Origin of the sequence: Dyella sp. LX-66 (genome assembly GCF_018599165.1) — a bacterium.
GTDB classification, from domain to species: domain Bacteria; phylum Pseudomonadota; class Gammaproteobacteria; order Xanthomonadales; family Rhodanobacteraceae; genus Dyella_D; species Dyella_D marensis.
This window is the reverse complement of sequence record NZ_JAHFVJ010000021.1, coordinates 1-18518: the sequence shown is the minus strand read 5'-3', so window position 1 is coordinate 18518 and position 18518 is coordinate 1. Positions and strand designations below refer to the sequence as shown.

Genomic DNA, 18518 nt, shown 5'->3' with positions numbered 1-18518 from the left:
GAATGCAGCATCCTGCCCGCCGCCGGTTGCCGCTTCATGGCGCCGCGTCGATGCGCAGGCCCAGATGGTTGCCCACCGGGCGTTCGCGTCCGGGGATGCCGGTATGGATCGGGCTGTTGACCACGGCCGGCTCGCCGTCGCGGCGCAGCACCATGGTGGCGGAGCCGCCGCCGTCCAGGTTCATCGCCGCATCCGCGCCCAGCTCGCGCAGCAGCGCGGTGAGTTCGGGCAGGGTGATGCCTTCGCTGTAGCCGGCCTGGCGGCCGTCCACCACCACCCACCACATGCGCCGGCGCGCCTTGTCCAGGCCGATGGCGCTGCGCGGTTCGGTGTCCAGGTAGTACTCGCGGCGCTTCGGTTCCAGCGGCAGGGTCTTGCCGCCGAGCATCAGCACCGGACCGGCGCCGACGGCTTCGGTAGTGCCGGACGGACAAGCGCCGAGCGCGACCGACACGCGATGGCCCTGGATGCACAGCGAGCCGTTCGAGCGCGGGTCGCCGCTGGCATAGCCGGAATCGAGATGGCCATGGGCGATGGACACGCCATCCACCGTCACCGGCTGGCCGGCGGCGGGCACATAGGGTTTGTCCAGCAGGTGGCCGCCGTCGAAGGGCAGGAAGTAGGTGGCGTTGATGGCCGCCGTGAGATGTTCGCGGCGCGCGAACGATGAGGTCTTCTCGGCGACGAACTCGCTGCCGCTGGTGGGCACGCCCGGTGTGACGACGAACGACAGGCCCGGCGTGGCGAGGTCGATCTCCAGCACGTGGATCATCATCGGCCGCGGCGCGGTGCGCGCGGCATGCCAATAGCTCAGGCCGGGTGCGATGGTGTCGGGCGCGGCATCGCCGATGGGGCGTTCCAGCATCGGCTGCACCTGCACGCGGGAGGCGGCATCCGCCTGCAGCACGGCGGCCTGCACGTCGTCCAGCAGCGCGGGCGAGGTCTGCAGCAGCAGCGCAGGCGCCGGTTTGAGCGCGAGCGCATCGGCAAGCGGCACGCAATCGGCACCGGGCTGGCACGCCGTGCTCGCATAGCTCGATGCCGCATGAAGCGCACCATCCTGGCCACGGCGCACCGGCAGCAGCATCGATTGCAAACCCTTGCGCGCGCATTGGCGGATGGCGGCCAGCACGTCGTGCGGTTGTGCGTTCCAGCAGGTGGCGTCGGCGATCACCGGGATGACGGCTGTCGCCGGCGGCGCCGCGTCGTCGGCCTGCGCGGCGGCGGCTACGAGACACGCAGCCAGAAAGGCGCGGCGGACATCAGAACGCATAGGTGGCTCCCAGGAAATAGGCGCGGCCGTTGTCCAGCTCTTCCTTGACCAGGGCCTGGCCCGGCCCGATCACGCGCGTGGGCCGCGCATTGGCCAGGTTCTTGCCCTGCACCAGGAAGCTCAGATGGCGGTCGACGGCGTAGCGCACCTGGGCGTCGTAGGTCTGCAGGCGCGCGTAGTACACGTCGTTGGCGGAGTTGTCGGTGGCGAAGCTGATCGGCATCTTGCCGGTGCGGTTGGCACTGAGCTGCGCGCTGAAGGCGCCGTCGCTGTACATCAGCGAGGCATTGAACAGGCTGCGCGCGGCGCCGGTCAGCATCGGCAGGGTGCGGCGGCTGCCGTCGTTCATGGCGATGGCCGGGCCGTCCATATCCAGCAGGGTGGCATTGAAGGTGGCGCCGAAGCGGTCGAACGGCGCGGGCAGGAAATCGAAATGCAGGTCGGCCAGGCCCAGCTCCAGGCCGCGCACCTTGGCGGTGCTGGCGTTCTGCGCCTGGGTGGTGGTGACCTGCCAGGTGCCGCTCAGCCCGCCGGGGTTGGTCTGCATGGTGGTGCTGCTCAAGTTGACGATCTCGTGCTTGATGTCCTTCTGGAACAGCGCCAGCGACACCATTGCATCGCGCGTGGCATACCACTCCAGCGACAGATCGAGATTGGTCGACTGGCGCGGCTGCAACTGCGGGTTGCCCAGCGTCTGCGAGATGGTGCCGGCGGCGGGGCTGACGGTGGGCGTGCTGTTCTGCGCCAGCGCGGCATAGGTGGCGCGGCCCAGCGTCTGGCTGGCGCCGGCGCGCAGCAGCAGGTCCGGCGCCAGGTGATAGGTGGCGATGGCCGAAGGCAGCAGCTTGCCGTAGCTGCGCTCGACGCTTTGCCTGGCGAACCGGGTAAGGCTGTTGAGCGGCGCGGGCAGGGTGTTCTGCACGGTCTGCTTCGTATCCTCGTAGCGCAGGCCGCCGAGCGCCGTCCAGGTATCGTCGCGATAGCCGCCCATCAGGTAGGCGCTGTCGATCGCTTCCTTGATGTTGAAATCGCCGATCGCGCTGTTGCGCGCATTGGTGGCGGCGAGCGCGTAAGCATCCGGATGCGCGGCCACATAGGCGTCGACCTTGTCCGGGTCGATCAGCAGCATGCTCTGGCCGGCGCCGTCGTAAGGACGCAAGCGCGTGTCCTCGGTGCCGATCGCCGCGAGCGACACATTGCGCGTCGGCACGTAGCCGGTTTCGTCCAGGCCATAGCGTTGCTGCAGGTTGCGGTGTTCCACGCCCGCCTTGTAGCCCCAGCCGCTGGCGTCTTCCTGCAGGTTGTGGGTGAAGTCGGCCTTGAGCGTGAGCAGGCCGGAGCGGCTGCGTTCCATGCGCGACAGGTAGCTGGTCTGCGCGTAGTTGGCCGGGTCAAGGAAGTAGCCCGGATTGGCGGGCGAGAACAGCGCGACGTCGCCCGGTACCGCGCGATAGGCAAAACCCAGTTTGGACGAGGCCGCGCTGGTAAACACGTCTTCCTTGGTCGACTGCCGGTAGCTGCCGGCGGCGTAGTTCGCCACCAGGTCGAGCTGGCTGCGCTCGGCCGGTTCGTAGCTGCCGCCCAGTTCCAGGTATTGGATGCGCCGCACCTGGTCGTAATGGTCGTAGTCCGCCTGCGCCGAGCCCTTGGCGAAGCTGCCAGTGACAGGTGAATCGAAGGTGGCGGGGCCGACGCGGTTGAGGAACTGCGCGCGTCGCTGTTCGTCGTTCTCGTGCTGGAAATAGCCGGCGGTCAGATGCGCCTGCAGGTTCTGGTGGTTGTCGTATTCGAACTTGCCGAACAGCGCCTGGCGCGTGCGCACGTTGTCGTAGGTGAGCCAGCGCTGGCGGTCCGGCACCGCGGCCAGGCCGTCGAGATCGTCCGAGGGTTTGAGCGTCGAGCCGGTGCCGGCCGCGTTCTGGCGCAGCGAGGACAGCGTCTGCGTGCCGCCGGTGTAGCGGTAGTAGCCGTCGCTGTCCATCGCGGTATCCAGCGACGAGGAGTCGCGCCGGAAGTAGCTGCCCGACAGCACGAAGCCGAACTGATGGTCTGCACCGAAGGTGTTGCTCAAGGTGCCTTCGAGCTGGCCGGAGGGCTTGGAGTCCGCCACCACGCGCTGGTTGTCCCAATGGGCCAGGTCCGCGCGCCCGGCGGCGAACAGCCCCGGCGCATCGAAGGCGCTGCGCGTGCGCAGGTTGGTGATGCCGCCCACCGCGTTGCCCGTCATATCGGGCGTCACCGTCTTGTAGATGCTGACCTGCCGCGCCAGCGAAGACGGCAGCACGTCCAGCGAGACATTGCGCGAGGTGGTCTCGGTGGAGGGCAGGGCGACGCCGTCCACGGTCACCGCGTTGTAATCCGGATTGAGGCCGCGCAGATTGAGGAACTGCGCCTCGCCGCGGCCGTTGTTGATGGTCATCGCCACGCCCGGGATGCGCTGCACCGCCTCGCCCAGGCCGAAGTCCGGGATCGAGCCGATCTCGTCGGCGGACACGCCGTCGGAGATGCCCGGCGCGGCGCGCTTCTCGGCCATGGCCTGTTCGGTGGACAGCACCTTGCCGGTGACTTTCACCCCATCCAGCGCGACCGCGTTGGACGGCGTGGGCGCGCTCTGTGCGCCGGCCTGGCCCACGGCCAGCGCCAGCGCGGTGAGTGCGAAGACCTGCCCGCGGCGCGTGCTGGCGCGGCGGGGCCTTGCGTTGAAGCCCATGAATGCGATTCCCCGGCATGGACCGTCCATGCGTTGCCGGGCAATTTAGTCACTTTATGTGAATTAATTTTGACGGTGGGCGAAATCGCTCACGCGAAACGCTTGGCGCCGGCGACACAGAGCACCACCAGCACGGTGACCAGCACCATCGTCCATGCCACCGGTTCGTGCAGCAGCAGGCCGGCCAGGGCCAGGCCGAAGAACGGCTGCAGCAGCTGCAATTGGCCGACGCCCGCGATGCCGCCCAGCGCCAGGCCGCGGTACCAGAACACGAAGCCGACCAGCATGCTGAAGACCGATACGTAGGCCAGGCCGATCCAGGCTGGCGCATCGATACCCGTCCAGCTGGCCGGCCAGGTCGCCGCCGCGATGGCGGCCATCGCCGGCATCGCCAGGGCCAGGGCCAGGGCCCAGGAAATCACCTGCCAGCCGCCGAGCCGGCGCGACAGCGCGGCGCCTTCCGCATAGCCCAGGCCGCACAGCAGGATCGCGCCCACCATCAGCAGGGCGCCTTCGATCGAGATGGCGCCGCCCTGCAGCAGCGCGAACGAGGCGACGGCGAGGCTGCCCAGTCCGGAGAACAGCCAGAACGCGGGCTGCGGCCGCTCGGCGCCGCGCAGTACGCCGAAGACCGCGGTGGACAGCGGCAGCAGACCGATGAACATGATCGATTGCGCGGAGGTGATGTGCTGCAAGGCCAGTGCGGTGAGCAGCGGGAAGCCGAGCACGACGCCGATGGCGACGATGGAGAGCGAGACGAGGTCGCTGCGGGAAGGGCGCTTTTCGCGCAGCGCGCCGAGCAGGAGCAGGCCGAGCGCGGCGGCGATCACGGCGCGTGCGGAGGTGAGGAACCAGGGCGAGAAGCCCATCACCGCGACGCGCGTGGCCGGTAGCGAGCCACTGAAGATCACGACGCCGAGGAGGCCGCTGCCCCAGCCTTTGGAAGTGGTTTGCATCGGGGTTCCTTCGATCCTTGTGTGCAAGTGCGGGACGATAAACCCAGGGCGCGATCTGGCGGCGGCCATGCTGTGTGCGGATCGGGGCGAAGCGAGGGCAATTGAAGGGGAGTGTCGCGATACGGAACTCTTCTCCCCTCCGGGGAGCACGCGGGGAGAGCACATGGATGTGCTCTGCTTTCCTCGCTCATCAAAACCGGGCACATCCCTGTGCCCTCTTCGCGTAGAGGAGCGAGGAAGATGCCGGTAGGCAGATGAGGGGCGGGTGCTTGCGGTAGCGCCTCTAAGAAGCATAGAAAAGCTTTTGGCTTTCGCGACCCTCAGCGCACCGCTCCGCCCGGCCCCTCACCCCAACCCTCTCCCCGGAGGGGAGAGGGAGCAAAGCGGAACGTCACACCGCCGCGGTCACCCTCTCGCGCATCACCCGCGCCGCTTCGACCAAAGCCACCAGCGCCTTGCGCGTCTCATCCCACCCACGCGTCTTCAAGCCGCAATCCGGATTCACCCACAACTGCTCCGGACTCAGCACCTCGCTCGCCTTCTCCAGCAGCCCCACCATCTCCGCCACATCCGGCACGCGCGGCGAATGGATGTCGTACACGCCGGGCCCGATCTCGTTCGGATAGCGGAAGCGCACGAAGGCATCGAGCAGTTCCATGCGCGAGCGCGAGGTTTCGATCGAGATCACGTCGGCATCCATCGCGGCCACCGCCTCGATGATGTCGTTGAACTCCGAGTAGCACATATGCGTATGGATCTGCGTGTCGTCGGCGACGCCGGCCGCCGCGAGGCGAAAGCTCTCCACCGCCCAGGCCAGGTAGCCGGCCCAGTCCGCGCGGCGCAGCGGCAGGCCTTCGCGCAGGGCGGGCTCGTCGATCTGGATGATGCGGATGCCGGCCGCTTCCAGGTCCAGCACTTCGTCGCGCAGGGCCAGCGCCAGCTGGCGGCAGGTGGTGGCGCGCGGCTGGTCGTCGCGCACGAAGGACCACTGCAGCACGGTGACGGGGCCGGTCAGCATGCCCTTCATCGGCCGCTTGGTCAGCGTTTGCGCATAGGTGGACCAGCGCACCGTCATCGGCTCCGGCCGCTGCACGTCGCCGTAGATGATCGGCGGCTTGACGCAGCGCGAGCCATAACTTTGCACCCAGCCATGCTTGGTGAAGACGAAGCCGTCGAGCTGTTCGCCGAAGTACTCGACCATGTCGTTGCGCTCGAACTCGCCGTGCACCAGCACGTCGATGCCGATCTCCTCCTGGAAGCGCACGCAGGCGGCTGTCTGCGCGGCGATCAGCGCGTCGTAGTCAGCGGTGGACAGCTGGCCGGACTTGTGGCGGGCGCGCGCCTCGCGTACTTCATGGGTCTGCGGGAAGGAACCGATTGTGGTAGTGGGAAACAGCGGCAGGTCGAAGCGCTGCTGCTGTTTCGCGCGGCGGAAGGCGTAGGTGGAGCGGCGGTGCGCGTCCGCGGCATCCAGGTTGGCGAGGCGCTGCGCCACCTGCAGGCGGTGCACCTTGGGCGAGGCCCGGCGCGTGGCGATCAGCTCGCGCGCCCGTTCCAGCGCGGGGTAGGCGGTGACCACGCCCTTGCACATGTCCGCCACGGTGCGCAGTTCCTCCAGCTTCTGCCGCGCGAAGGCCAGCCAGGCATGCACGTCGGACGGCAGCGATTTCTCCAGCGCGGCGTCGACCGGCACGTGCAGCAGCGAACAGGACGGCGCCAGCCACACGCGCTGCTTGCCCAGGCGTTCGATCGCCACGCGGGTGACGGCCATGGCGCGATCCAGGTCCGCGCGCCACACGTTGCGGCCATCGACCACGCCCAGCGACAGCACGCGTTCGGCGGGCAGCGTGTCCAGCACGGCGTCGAGCTGGGCCGGTGCGCGCACCAGGTCGACGTGCAGGCCGTCGGCCGGCAGTTCCTGCGCCAGCCGCAGGTTGTCGCCGAGGGCGCCGAAGTAAGTAGCCAGCAGCAGCTTCGGCCGCGCGGCTACGGCGAGTGCGGCATAGGCCTGGCGATAGGCCGCGGCATCGTCTTCGTCGAGATCGAGCACCAGGCAGGGCTCGTCGATCTGCACCCATTCGGCGCCGGCTTCGCGCAGCCTGCCCAGCAGTTCGGCGTAGACGGGCAGCAGGCGTTCGAGCAGCGCCAGGCGGTCGCTGCCGTCGGCGGTCTTGGACAGCAGCAGGAAGCTCACCGGGCCCAGCAGCACCGGGCGCGCTTCATGGCCCAGCGCCTTTGCTTCCAGAAACTGCACCACGGGTTTCTCGTCGCGCAGGCGGAAGGTCTGCGCGGCATGCAGTTCGGGGACGATGTAGTGGTAGTTGGTGTCGAACCATTTGGTCATTTCCAGCGCGTGCAGGTCGAGGCCCGCGCGCTGCGTGCCGCGTGCCATGGCGAAATAGCCGGCCAGCGGGTCTGCGTCGGCCAGGGCGCGGTAGCGTTCGGGGATGGCGTCGAGCAGGAAGGCCGTGTCGAGCACGTGGTCGTACAGCGAGAAGTCGTTGCACGGCACCACGTGGGCGCCGGCCTCGCGCTGCAGTTGCCAGTGGCGTTCGCGCAGCTGGCGGGCGGTGTCCAGCAGCTGCGGGCGCAAGGCTTCGTCGCGCCAGTAGGCTTCCAGGGCTTGCTTGAGCTCGCGCCGCGCACCCATGCGCGGGAAGCCGAGATTGGTAACGGTGGTCATGTTGCATTTCCTCGATTCGTGGTGAATGAGGAACGAAGGAAGCGCATGGCCACGAACTTTCCGCGGACATGCGCGCGACCTTCGCCCCCGCGGGCGAACCGGGCTGGCGCAGGGTCGCGCAGGAGCGAACGGCCATCGCATGGCGATGGCGCGCAGCCCCAGCCGCTTCCCCGCGGAAGCTCCAGGTCAGACAGAAAGCTCATCGCTTCCCGGCCGGGGCAGGTCTTCGGGCTCGTGGACGAGAGGCGCGGACGCCTCGCCTAGTGCTCGCCGCTTCCCGGCCGGTCCACTGGCCAGTGCTCATGACGAGGGTCGTTTCCACACACCGCTGCGGGGCAGCGCCGGAGTTGGCCGTAAGGCCGCACCGGCTTCCCTTTTAATTGCATCCTTTCATCGCGATGAAAGGATGAAAACCACCAGCGGCGGGGAAATTAGTGCCGGGGCAGGGGTTTAGTCAAGCGGCACAGCGTGAGGCCGGGAGTGGAGCAGCCCGGGCCGGGCTGCTCCGATGGGACTCAGCCTTCCTTGTACTGGCGCAGCGCGACCGGCTCCCAGCGTTCCGTTGAGGGAACGTCCCTGAAGGTCCGCACCCAGGCTTCGGGTACCTGCGGCTGCGGCGTGCCCAAGGTGGGAACGGTGGCGCCGGCGATCGGCGCGCTCGGGTAAGTGGACCAGGGATGGAGCAGCACCTGGTTGGGATTGTTGGGAATCACCTGTTGCCGCTTCGGATCGATGCGCGCCTTCACCGCATTGCCGTCGACGAACAGCCGCCATCCGCTGTCGCCGCCGTTGAGCTTGGAGTGGATGCGGTCGGCGGCCCAATACCATTTCTGCGCACTGCCGTCGTTGCACGCCACCACGTCCACCTGGCGAGTGGCGCGCGCGTTGACGGCAAGACAGCGTCCGTCCAGGCGGCTGACATAGCGGTCGAAGCTGTCGAGGTACCACTGTCCCGCACGGCGGTTGACGTCCCTGCTGCAGGTGCCGAGCGTTGCCGCGCCGCGGCCATCGTTGATGAGACATCGGCCGGCGTTCTCCTTGGACTGCAGGATGACCACCGGTTCGCGGTGCAGGTAGGGCGAGTCGAGGTCGATGGTCATCGCGCTGGTCTTCACGCGGACCACCGGGCCGGAGGATCGGCCAAGGCCATTCCTCTGCACCACGGACGAGGTCGCGGCGAGCTTGATCGGATGCTTGCCGCCCGACACCTTGAAGGTCCATGAGCTGTAGGACTGCGGCGCAAACTGCTTCATGGCCGGCGTCATCGTGCGGTCGTCCCGGAAGCGCTTCAGTATTTCCTGCGAGATCTGATACTTCCAGGTGTTGCGCACGCCGGGCGGGCGAACGCAGTTGTTGCACGGGTAGTAGTTGGGTTCCTCGTGCCTGGATTCCACCGCCGTGGAGTAATCCTTGACGGTGAACGTGATCGATGTGGACTTGGTGTAGCTCTTGCCGAAATTGAAACCGAAGCTCGGCTTGATCGCTGCCGCCGGATTGCCCGCCAAAGCCTTCTCCGCGTCAGCGCCCAGGTTGAAGCCGAAACTGGTGGTCTCCGATTCGGTGTGGTTGTAGGTGAGATCGGTCAGGCTGGTGGTTTCCGGAAGAGTGCGCGCCACGGTGGGCTGGGCGTTCTTGCCGTAATCGAGCATGGCGTCGACGATGTAGTACTCCGTGTATCCGCTGCAGGCGACGGGGCGGCATTGCGGAGCCGCGTCTGCACCGCCTTTGATCAGCCCCGACGTTTTCAGGATCACGTTGAACTGGTCCTTGCTCGCCGTGGAGTCGCGGATCACCGTGATTTCGCGCGTCAGCGACTGCCCGCCGCTGCCGAACGTGGTGTCGGTGAACTCGACGATAGGCAGATGATCGGGGCTGCTACTGCTACTGCCGCTGCCGGTGGCTTGCCTGGCTTGGCGCGATTCCAGCGCGGGAAGCTTGCCGCCGCGTTCGATGGCGGCGAGGTGGTCCGCCACGGCCTGCTGGAAATGCCGCACGCGCGCCGCCGTGTCGGCATAGGCGAGGCTCCGGTCGACGTCGGTGGAGAACACGCGTACGCCGCCCGGTTTCCTGGCATAGATGGCGAGGTCCGCTTCGGATGCCGCACCGAACAGCCTGGCGACCTTGCCACGCGCAGCGGCGGAGGTTCCCGCGGGAATGAAGACGGCGACCGGCAAGCCGGCATCGAACAGGGCGCCGGTTTCATTCAAGGCCTTGTCATCCTCCAGCGCTCTGGCATCGATGAGGGCGACATCGAGCAGGCCATGGCTGGGCGGCGTGGCATGGAAACCGTCGATCGAGCGCCTGGCCAGCAGCGACCGTGTCATCGGCTTCGAGGCGGGCGTGAGCAAGGCATAGACCTCGGAGAGGTCGACGATGGCGGGACGGCTGGCCAGCGGAGCCAGGTCGGCGGAGATGGCTTGGGGATGGTGCGCGGGCGGCGATTGCGCTCCGGCATGGAGGGAGACGGCGCCGAGCGTACATGTGGCGATCATCGCGGGCAGGCGAAGTTTGAGCATGGCTTGGTTTCCTTGAGTTGGTGCAGAGACCGTTGGTCGTGGTCTTTGCTTTTTCAGCCTGCCCGGCATGCCTGCCGTCGCTCTATGCTTATTCGTCCCGATGGAACTTGCTTATCGTCCAATGCACCTGCGATCCGTCTGAAAGTGTCCAGAGGTCGCTTTCTTCACCGGGTTTCTGGAGGCCGCTCGGACAGCATCTGCGTCGATTTGCGATGGATTTCTCACTAAGCGGCTATCCGGTCAGCCCATAGAAATCCTACGGAATGATCCACACAGCGAGCTCCAGCACGGCTGACAAAAAATCGCGATCGATCGAATGAGGCATGGGATTTCCGCGCGCGAGGCGATGAGCGCGCAGAGCTGCTCCATGCGTTGGATAGCCAGAATTTAGGAGATATCCGCTAGGAATGATCAAGCTGCCTATCGGCTTGCATTGTCCGTATGTTCGGACCATCGGCTAGATGGAGATAGGAGTACTACCCGTGATGGCAACGCGACATATCAATCGGAGCGCGGTGCGCAAGGCCATGATCCATGACATGGCGGTCGAAATTCTTGAGGAAATCTACGCGGGGATTTCTGACGGAAGCATCGAGAATCATCCGAAATTCTCCCTGCGCCTCGGGCAGGATCCTCACAAGCTGCAGTTCATCAACAGCATGCCGGCCTACCTTCCGCTGAAGGGCTATGTCGGCATCAAGTGGGCCAGCGTCAGTCCGGACAACTCGACCCGGGGCATGCCCGCCGCGATGGGCATGATCGTGCTCAACGATCCGGACAACGGCTATCCGCTGGCGGTGATGGATGGCGGCTACATCAACAGCTGGCGCACCGGCATCACCACCGGCATGTGCGCGTACTACGCCGCCGACCGCAACAGCCGCGTGCTGACGGTGATCGGTCCGGGCGAGAACAACTTCCATGCACTGGAATATCTGCTGCCGAGGATGCCGCGCCTGACCACGGTGCACGTCATCGGCAGGAGCCGCGAACGCACGCGGCGCTTCGCCCGCCAGTTCGCGGAGCGCTACCGGCCGATCGCCTTTCCGGTGGCCGACAGTCCGGCCGTGCTGTCCTGCTCCGACATCATTCTGGTGTCGACCAGTTCGCGCCAGGGCCTGCTCGACGGCGTGCGCCTGAAGGAAGGCGCCTGCGTGGTCGGCGCCAACGGTTTCCTGGACCTGGGCACGCGCTTCCTCGGCCAGATCGACCTGATCCTCTACGACCAGCGCCGCGCGGCCCTGAAGCGGTTGGGCGAGCCCAGCTCGGTGGATCTGTCCTTGTTCGACAGCGTCGAGCTGGGCGAGGCGATCGCGCAGGGCGGCATCCGGCGCCGCAAGCAGCGCGTGCTGGCGGTGCCGGTGGGGCTGGCGGTGATCGATCTGGCCATCGCCGCGCATGTGTACGAGCACGCGGCGAACGAGTACGTGTTCGACTACCAGTCCTGAGCTTGCGCACAGGGCATCAATGCTCTTTGTATTGCCGCAACGCCACCGGTTCCCAGCGTTCGTTCGAAGGGACGTCCCCATAGGAGCGGGCCCACGCATCCGGCACCTGCGGCTGGACGCCGCTGAGCGTTGCGATGGTCGCGCCGGCGACGGGTGTGCCGGGATAGGTGGACCAGGGATCGAGCAGCGCGTGGTTGGGGTTGTTGGGGAGAACCTGCTGCCGTTGCGGATCGATGCGCGCGTTCACCGTGTCCCCGTCGACGAACAGCCGCCATCCGCTGTCGCCGCCGTTGTACTTGGAGTTGATGCGGTCTGCCGCCCAGTACCATTTCTGGTGCTCACCGTCGCCGCAGTCGGCCAGTCCCACCTGGAGCTCGCCCTGTTCGTGCACCGTCAGGCAGCGCTGGTCGAGGCGGCTCACATAGCGGTCGAAGGCATCGAGGTACCACTGTCCGGCCTTGTCGGCGGGAGCGCGGCTGCATGCGCCGGGCAGTGCCGCGCCGTTGCCGTCGTTGACCAGGCAGCGGCCGGCGTTCTCCTTGGATTGCAGGATCACCACCGGTTCGCGGTGCAGGTACGGCGAGTCGAGATCGATACGCAGGGCCGGTGCCGACACCCTGAAGGCATGCACCGAGGAAAACGCGTGCAGATTGCGCTGGTACACGGAGGTTTTCGCGAAAATCCGGATCTCGCCTTTCGCGCGTGCCGCGCTCAGCGTCCACAGGCTGTAGGACTGCGGCGCGAACTGCCGCATCGCGGGTGTGGTGGTGCCATCGCTGACCAGGGCCTGGATTGCCTTCTCTTCGATCCGGTACGACCAGGTGTTCTGCAGGACGTTGTTCTCCGGCAGCCGCGTGGCTTCTTGCACGGTGGCATAGTCCTTCACCTCGAAGCTCATCGCGGTCGACTTCGCGTGTTCCTTGCCATGCCTGTAGCCGAAGCTGGTCTTGATGGTTGCGCCGGGCGTGGCCGACAGCGCGGCTTCGGCGGCGACGTCCAGGTTGAATCCGTAGCTGGTGGTCCTGGACAGATTCTGGTTATGGCTGATGCTGGTCAGGCCGGTGGTTTCCGGGAAGGCCTGCAGCATGGCCGGCTGCGCATGGCTGCCGTAGTCGAGCAGCACGTGCACCATATAGGCTGAGGTGAACGCGCATTTCCGCACCGCCGCATGGCACTGCTGCGAAACCTTGTCGCTGCCGCCCTGGATCAGCCCCGAGGTTTTTACGGTGACCTGGAACTGGTCCCTGCTCGCCGCCGAGTCGCGGATCACCGCGACGTCGCGGGTCAGGTACTGGCCGTTGTCGCCGAACGTGGTGTCGGTCAGTTCGATGATCGGCAGATGGTCGGGGTGGCCCGGACTGCCGGCATGGCGGAGTTGCCGCAGCGGTGTGGCGTTTGCGCGCGGATCGGCTATGGAGGCCAGGTATTCGGCGACGGTCTGCTCGAAGCGCTGGATCCTGGCGGCTTTGGGAGCCAGCTCCGGGCGCGCGTCGACATGCGTGGAGAACACCCGCATGCCACGCTCGGGCTTCTTCGCATAAATGGCCAGATCGGCTTCCGAGGCGATGCCGAACAAGCCGGCAGCGTGGCTTCGTTCCGTTGCAGCTGTCGCCGGTGGCGTGAAAACCGCGACGGGCATGCCGGCGTCGAACAGGGCAAGCGTCTCATCGCGCACCTTGGGATCGCCGAGCCGCCGCGCATCGACCAGGGCGACGTCCAGCTCACTCTCGATGGCCGGGACGGTACGCGAGCTGTCGACCGCGCGCCTGGCCATTCGCGCGCGAACCGCATCCGCCGGCGCGGTCGTGAGCAAGGCATAGATGTCGCTGAGCTCCACGAGCGCCGGGCCGGGGCTCAGCGGCAGGGGATCGAAGGCCGCCGTGCGCGGCTTCGGTTTCAACGAAGGCGGCTGGCGGGCCGCTGCCTGCGGATCGGGATGGAAGATCTGTCCCGCATGCGCAGCTCCCGCTCCGCAGGTGCAGGCGACGAGCATCAGGCTGAGGCGGTATCCGCGCATGGGCAGGCTTCCCAAGGTGGTGGGCGGAGGACGGCGCTGGCTTGCGTCCATGGGCCTTCAGCCTGCGTCCTGGCCGCTTACCCGGCAATTCCCATGTAGCCAGAAAGCCTTGCCCCGTTGCCCGGCCTTTGCCGCATGGCGCGGCATGCTTTTCCCGCCGTGCCGTGCTCAAGGCGCATAGCGGGTGAATACATCGTCGTGCGTCTTGGCCCGCGCCTCGTGGCAGGCAAAACAGGTGCGGTGCTGCGCCTCGTCCACCGGCTTGCCGTCGACGAAGCGTCCGTAGCCCCAGCCGCCGGTGGCTGCGTATTTCTTCGAGTCCTTCACCATCACCTGCACGGTGGTCGGCGCGCCCGGCACGGTGGCGCTCGCGAACTCAGTGGAACGCTGTTGCTTCCAGGCAAGCTTGACCAGCACGGTGCCGTCCGGGAAGGGCTGCGCACCGCGGCGGTAAGCGTCGACGGCGGTCTGGTTGCCCAGCACCGCGCGAATCTCATCGAGCGGCGCCGCTTCCAGCGCGGGAGCGATCAGCTCCCACTGTCGGTAACCCTCGGGCAGGGTGACGCCGTAGATCGGCGACGCCGCGGGCGAAGGCTTGCGCGTATCCGGATGCGCGGCGACGAAGGCGCCGGCGGCCAGCAGTGCGCCCATGCAGGCGAGGGCGTGCAAGGTGTTCATGGTGGCGATTCCTTCGTGATGGCGGATCAGAAGCGCGCGACGTCGAGCACGGCTTGGGCAAACGCCTGCGGTGCTTCCTGCGGCAGGTTGTGGCCGATGCCGCCGGTGATGGTGCGGTGCTGGTACTTACCGGTGAAACGCTTGGCGTAGGCGGCCGGTTCCGGATGCGGCGCGCCGTTGGCATCGCCTTCCAGCGTGATGGCGGGCACGGTGATCGGCGGCAGCTCGGCGAGCGTCTTTTCCAGTGCGTCGTAGTGCGCCTCGCCTTCGGCCAGGCCCAGGCGCCAGCGGTAGTTGTGCAGGGTGATCGCCACGTGGTCGGGGTTGTCCAGCGCAGCCGCGGAGCGCGCGAAGGTGGCGTCGTCGAAGGCCCACTGCGGCGAGGCGGTTTCCCAGATCAGCCGGGCGAAGTCGTGCGTGTACTTGGCATAGCCCGCGGCGCCGCGTTCGGTGGTGAAGTAGAACTGGTACCACCACTGCTGCTCGGCCTTGGGCGGCAGCGGGTTGTGGTTGAGCGCCTGGCTGCCGATCAGATAGCCGCTGACCGAAACCAGCGCCTTGCAGCGCTCCGGCCACAGCGCGGCCATGATGTCGGCGGTGCGCGCGCCCCAGTCGTAGCCGGCGACGATGGCCTGCCTGATGTTCAGCGCATCGAGCAGGGCCAGCCCGTCGGCGGCCAGCGCGGCCTGCTGGCCGTTGCGCGGCGTATCGGCGGAGATGAAGCGCGTGTCGCCGTAGCCGCGCAGGTAGGGAACGATCACGCGGTAGCCGGCGGCGGCGAGGATGGGGGCGACGTCGGCGTAGCTGTAGATGTCGTACGGCCAGCCGTGCAGCAGCAGTACCGGCGTGCCGTCGGCGGGACCGTCCTCGGCGTAGGCCACGTCGAGCACGCCGGCGCGGATGCGCTTCATGCGGGCGAAGGAGGTGCGGCCGGCGGCGGCATGCTTGTTCGCCAGCTCGCCTGCGGCACCGGCAGGTGAGGACAACGCAGCGAACGCCGAGCCGGCGAAGGGTGCGGCGGCCAGGCCCAGCGCGGCTGCGCCGAGAAACTTGCGGCGTTGCTGATCGATCGAAGCGGACATGGAAATCTCCTTGGATGGATGGGCCGTAAACGGTGGGGTGATCAGCGGGCTGCGGGTTGCTGCGTGAAGGCGGCGCCGTTCGGCATCCACTGCGCAGCCGCAGCGCTGGCGGTGTCGCCCGGGCGCGGGCCTTCCGGACCCAGCTGAGAGGGATAGTCGACGTTGCGGTCCACCTTGCTGGCAGTGTCGTCCGGCGCGATGCGCTGGCCGTCCTGCGCTGCGGCCGTTGCTGGCGGATTCGACACGGCAGCGGCATGGGCTGCGCCGGCCAGTCCGATGGCCAGTGCGATGGCAGCGAAGCGGAAGGAGAGGGAGAGGATGGAAGAACGCATGGCGGGACTCCTGCAGGATGGACGCGATGGCTGGGACTCAGCCGACGTGTGCAGTAGACGTCCCCGGCGTATCTGCGATGTGTCCTGCGCCGTGCGCGATGGCGTTGAAACGTGTCCCGGCCCGCCCTGGATACATTTCGATACAAAGCGGGTTCCGGTTCCGGCGCGCAAGCAGATTCAGACCACTCCCGCCGCAAACTTTCCTATCCTTGCTGCAGGCCATGCATGAATCGCAGCGCGCTGCGGCGCCGGATTCATCCACGTCCTATTCCATCGACGCCTTGCGGTGTCGTATCCTATCGGATACATTGGTCATGAGCGAAATCAAGCAGACGGAAGTGTTCGCTCAATGGATCGCCGGGCTGAAGGATCTTTCCGGCCGCGCCAGGATCCTCGGCCGCATCACCAGGGCGAGGCTCGGCCACTTCGGCGACGTGAAGTATGTCGGCGGCATCGGCGAGCTGCGCATCGATACGGGCCCGGGCTACCGGGTCTATTTCGCCAGGGCAGGGAAGACGGTCTATCTGCTGCTTCACGGCGGAGACAAGACATCCCAGTCCACGGATATCGAGCGCGCCAAAGCCTTGTGGGCAGCCATCACATGAATGCGGGAGACAGCACCATGAACACCAAGGTCAAAGAATTCGACGCCGCCGACTATCTCGACAACGAGGAGGTGATCGCGGCCTATCTGCAGGATGCCCTGGAAGACGGCGATCCCAACGTGTTCCTGCTGGCGGTCGCCGACGTGGTCAAGGCGCGCAGCATGACCCAGGTGTCCCAGGACAGCGGCCTCGGCCGCGAGAGTCTCTACAAGACCATCAAGCCCGGCGCGCGTCCGGGCTTCGCCACGGTCACGAAGCTGCTCGGCGCGCTCGGCGTCAAGCTTCAGGCCGTGCCGGCAAGAAAGGCGGCCGCCGCCAGGAAGGCCGCACCGGCGCAGAAGGTGGCGGCGAAGCAAGATGCCGCGCGCACGCGCAAGGCCAAGCCCGCCAAGCCGGCCAAACCGGTGGCCGCCAAGGCAGCGAGGAAGCGGACCACCCGCTAGCGGCCGCATGTCACGCCGGCGGTTCCTGTCTCGTCCTTGCATCGGGACCAACACAGGAGACCCCGCCCATGTCCAGCAAGACCCCCAGGCTCAACCTCGTCACCGCCGCGCCGGTGCTGCTGAAGGAATACCAGAAGGCCATGATCGCGCTGGCCGCGTCCGCCGGGCTGGAGCCCGGCCTGTCCGAGCTCGTGCAGATCCGCGTCTCGCAGATCAACGGCTGCGCGCACTGCCTCAACCTGCATCTGGCCGAAGCGCGCGAGCACGGCGAGAGCGACCAGCGCCTGTTCCTGCTCTCCACCTGGCGCGAAGCGCCTTGCTACACCGAGCGCGAGCGCGCGGCGCTGGGCTGGGCCGAGGCGCTGGCGCGGCTGTCCGAAGGCGCCGACCACGAAGCGGCGTACGCATCGCTCAAGCAGCATTTCACCGAGGAGGAACAGGTGAAGCTCAGCGTGACGATCAACATCATCGGCGGCTGGAACCGCCTCGCGGTCGGCTTCGGCGTGTTCGCCGAGGCAGCCGAGGTCAAGGCATCCGCACGCGCCGCGGCCGCCGCGTGATGGACGAGGCGCCACAAGCCTCCAGCAGCTTCGAGCCCCTGCGCCCGAAGCTGCTGCGCGTGGCCTATCACATGCTCGGCTCCGTGCCGGACGCCGAGGACGTGGTGCAGGAGGCCTTCATCCGCTGGATGAAGGCCGACCGCGAAGACGTGCGCGAGCCGGAGGCCTACCTCTGCCGCACCGTCACGCGCCTGTGCCTGGATCTGCTGAAGTCCGCGCACCGCCAGCGCGAGACCTATATCGGGCCATGGCTGCCCGATCCCGTGGTCGAAGAAGACGCCGTCGAAGACGTCACCCTGCCACTGATGCGGGCGCTGGAGTGCCTGTCGCCGCTGGAGCGCGCGGCTTTCCTGCTGCACGACGTGTTCGGCCTGGAGTTCACGGAGATCGCCGAAGCGATCCAGCGTGACGCCGCAGCCTGCCGCCAGCTGGCCACGCGGGCGCGCGTGCATGTGCGCGAGGCCAGGCCTCGCTTCAAGGTGGAGCGGCAGCGTGCGCTGGAACTGGCGGAGGCGTTCTTCCAGGCCACGCGCAGCGGCGACGTGCGGGCGCTGGGCGCCCTGCTGACCGAGGATGTGCGCGCTTACGCGGATGGGGGCGGGAAGCGTCCCGCGTTCGTGGAGCCGGCGCTTGGGTGCGCGGCGGTGCTCGCCATCTATGAGCGCATTGCCGCGTTTCTGCACGAGCGGCCGTCGCGCTTGCTGCGTCTGGGGTTCGTCAATGGGTTGCCGGGGTTTGTCACGCTGGAGGCGGACGGGGAGTTGCAGACGACGGCTTTGTTGGTGGAGGGGGGGCGCGTGGCGGCGATCTATGTGATGCGCAATCCGGAGAAGTTGCGGCATCTTCATTGACGCTGACGCTTGTTATTCCGGCGTGGGCCGGTTTGCTCGTCATCCCGGCGGAAGCTGGGATCCAGTGACTGTCTCGCTTGATTGTCGCGGTGCCGCGATTGGGCCGCTTATGCAGCGGGCATTTCGTGCGCCTGCCGGCGCCCGAGTCACTTTTTCTTTGCTGGCCCAAAGAAAAAGTAACCCAAAAGAAATGGCCTCAAGTCAAAGGCTCGCGACGCGACTAGAAGGAGCGGTGGGCGGCTGCGGTAACTTGATTGACCTGGGTCTATACGAAACGACGGTGCGTTTACGTAGCGGGTGCTTCAACGTGCCGTGGCGAAGAGGATGTTCAAGGACTGGTGCCAGCTTCTGCTCTTCGTTCCTG

The 18518-nt window shown here is 67.0% G+C and carries 14 protein-coding genes and 1 riboswitch; of the genes, 5 read left to right on the top strand and 9 right to left on the bottom strand.

The window, feature by feature from the left end:
* Positions 1–34 precede the first annotated feature (34 nt).
* The 5 genes from KK141_RS22235 to KK141_RS22215 form a co-directional block, all read right to left on the bottom strand.
* Positions 35–1273 (bottom strand): phosphodiester glycosidase family protein, encoded by a 1239-nt coding sequence (locus tag KK141_RS22235; protein WP_214573137.1) that lies wholly within the window; start codon positions 1271–1273, stop codon positions 35–37.
* Positions 1263–3983 (bottom strand): TonB-dependent receptor, encoded by a 2721-nt coding sequence (locus KK141_RS22230; RefSeq protein WP_214573136.1) that lies wholly within the window; start codon positions 3981–3983, stop codon positions 1263–1265. Before KK141_RS22230 ends, KK141_RS22235 begins: the two co-directional genes overlap by 11 nt.
* Positions 3984–4072: 89 nt before the next feature.
* Positions 4073–4939 (bottom strand): DMT family transporter, encoded by an 867-nt coding sequence (locus KK141_RS22225; protein ID WP_214573135.1) that lies wholly within the window; start codon positions 4937–4939, stop codon positions 4073–4075.
* A gap of 391 nt (positions 4940–5330) precedes the next feature.
* Positions 5331–7622 (bottom strand): 5-methyltetrahydropteroyltriglutamate--homocysteine S-methyltransferase, encoded by a 2292-nt coding sequence (gene metE, locus KK141_RS22220; protein WP_214573134.1) that lies wholly within the window; start codon positions 7620–7622, stop codon positions 5331–5333.
* A gap of 199 nt (positions 7623–7821) precedes the next feature.
* Positions 7822–8055: riboswitch (cobalamin riboswitch) on the bottom strand.
* Positions 8056–8137: 82 nt separating this feature from the next.
* Positions 8138–10207: a hypothetical protein gene (locus tag KK141_RS22215; RefSeq protein WP_214573133.1), complete on the bottom strand. Its 2070-nt coding sequence runs from the start codon at positions 10205–10207 to the stop codon at positions 8138–8140.
* Between the two features lie 416 nt (positions 10208–10623).
* Here KK141_RS22215 and KK141_RS22210 point away from each other — a divergent pair, with 416 nt between their 5' ends.
* Positions 10624–11586, top strand: coding sequence for an ornithine cyclodeaminase family protein (locus KK141_RS22210; RefSeq protein ID WP_214573132.1), 963 nt, complete (start codon positions 10624–10626; stop codon positions 11584–11586).
* 16 nt (positions 11587–11602) lie between these two features.
* On the opposite strand, the gene KK141_RS22205 is transcribed toward KK141_RS22210, so the two are convergent.
* The 4 genes from KK141_RS22205 to KK141_RS22190 all read right to left on the bottom strand — a co-directional run bounded on the left by KK141_RS22205 (position 11603) and on the right by KK141_RS22190 (position 15695).
* Entirely contained in the window at positions 11603–13654 is a 2052-nt protein-coding gene (locus tag KK141_RS22205) for an RICIN domain-containing protein (RefSeq protein ID WP_214573131.1), read from the bottom strand.
* A gap of 117 nt (positions 13655–13771) precedes the next feature.
* Positions 13772–14281 (bottom strand): cytochrome P460 family protein, encoded by a 510-nt coding sequence (locus KK141_RS22200; protein ID WP_214573130.1) that lies wholly within the window; start codon positions 14279–14281, stop codon positions 13772–13774.
* 26 nt (positions 14282–14307) lie between these two features.
* Entirely contained in the window at positions 14308–15363 is a 1056-nt protein-coding gene (locus tag KK141_RS22195; protein ID WP_214573129.1) for an alpha/beta hydrolase, read from the bottom strand.
* A 41-nt stretch (positions 15364–15404) separates the two neighbouring features.
* Positions 15405–15695 carry a hypothetical protein gene (locus KK141_RS22190; protein WP_214573128.1) on the bottom strand — a complete coding sequence of 97 codons (291 nt, stop codon included), beginning with the start codon at positions 15693–15695 and terminating at the stop codon, positions 15405–15407.
* Between the two features lie 314 nt (positions 15696–16009).
* Here KK141_RS22190 and KK141_RS22185 point away from each other — a divergent pair, with 314 nt between their 5' ends.
* The 4 genes from KK141_RS22185 to KK141_RS22170 all read left to right on the top strand — a co-directional run bounded on the left by KK141_RS22185 (position 16010) and on the right by KK141_RS22170 (position 18154).
* Positions 16010–16300, top strand: coding sequence for a type II toxin-antitoxin system RelE/ParE family toxin (locus tag KK141_RS22185; RefSeq protein WP_214573127.1), 291 nt, complete (start codon positions 16010–16012; stop codon positions 16298–16300).
* 17 nt (positions 16301–16317) lie between these two features.
* Positions 16318–16743 (top strand): addiction module antidote protein, encoded by a 426-nt coding sequence (locus KK141_RS22180; RefSeq protein ID WP_214573126.1) that lies wholly within the window; start codon positions 16318–16320, stop codon positions 16741–16743.
* A 68-nt stretch (positions 16744–16811) separates the two neighbouring features.
* Positions 16812–17303, top strand: a complete 492-nt coding sequence (locus tag KK141_RS22175) for a carboxymuconolactone decarboxylase family protein (protein ID WP_214573125.1) — start codon at positions 16812–16814, stop codon at positions 17301–17303.
* Positions 17303–18154 (top strand): sigma-70 family RNA polymerase sigma factor, encoded by an 852-nt coding sequence (locus KK141_RS22170; protein WP_214573124.1) that lies wholly within the window; start codon positions 17303–17305, stop codon positions 18152–18154. Before KK141_RS22175 ends, KK141_RS22170 begins: the two co-directional genes overlap by 1 nt.
* Positions 18155–18518 lie beyond the last annotated feature (364 nt).

Excerpts from the sequence above, each read along its gene's own strand:
- KK141_RS22175 (WP_214573125.1), top strand. The coding sequence starts at position 16,812 with ATGTCCAGCAAGACCCCCAGGCTCAACCTCGTCACCGCCGCGCCGGTG.
- KK141_RS22230 (WP_214573136.1), bottom strand. The coding sequence starts at position 3,983 with ATGGGCTTCAACGCAAGGCCCCGCCGCGCCAGCACGCGCCGCGGGCAG.
- KK141_RS22170 (WP_214573124.1), top strand. The coding sequence starts at position 17,303 with ATGGACGAGGCGCCACAAGCCTCCAGCAGCTTCGAGCCCCTGCGCCCG.
- KK141_RS22210 (WP_214573132.1), top strand. The coding sequence starts at position 10,624 with ATGGCAACGCGACATATCAATCGGAGCGCGGTGCGCAAGGCCATGATC.
- KK141_RS22205 (WP_214573131.1), bottom strand. The coding sequence starts at position 13,654 with ATGGACGCAAGCCAGCGCCGTCCTCCGCCCACCACCTTGGGAAGCCTG.
- KK141_RS22215 (WP_214573133.1), bottom strand. The coding sequence starts at position 10,207 with ATGCCGGGCAGGCTGAAAAAGCAAAGACCACGACCAACGGTCTCTGCA.
- KK141_RS22225 (WP_214573135.1), bottom strand. The coding sequence starts at position 4,939 with ATGCAAACCACTTCCAAAGGCTGGGGCAGCGGCCTCCTCGGCGTCGTG.
- KK141_RS22195 (WP_214573129.1), bottom strand. The coding sequence starts at position 15,363 with ATGTCCGCTTCGATCGATCAGCAACGCCGCAAGTTTCTCGGCGCAGCC.
- metE (WP_214573134.1), bottom strand. The coding sequence starts at position 7,622 with ATGACCACCGTTACCAATCTCGGCTTCCCGCGCATGGGTGCGCGGCGC.
- KK141_RS22185 (WP_214573127.1), top strand. The coding sequence starts at position 16,010 with ATGAGCGAAATCAAGCAGACGGAAGTGTTCGCTCAATGGATCGCCGGG.
- KK141_RS22200 (WP_214573130.1), bottom strand. The coding sequence starts at position 14,281 with ATGAACACCTTGCACGCCCTCGCCTGCATGGGCGCACTGCTGGCCGCC.
- KK141_RS22235 (WP_214573137.1), bottom strand. The coding sequence starts at position 1,273 with ATGCGTTCTGATGTCCGCCGCGCCTTTCTGGCTGCGTGTCTCGTAGCC.
- KK141_RS22190 (WP_214573128.1), bottom strand. The coding sequence starts at position 15,695 with ATGCGTTCTTCCATCCTCTCCCTCTCCTTCCGCTTCGCTGCCATCGCA.
- KK141_RS22180 (WP_214573126.1), top strand. The coding sequence starts at position 16,318 with ATGAACACCAAGGTCAAAGAATTCGACGCCGCCGACTATCTCGACAAC.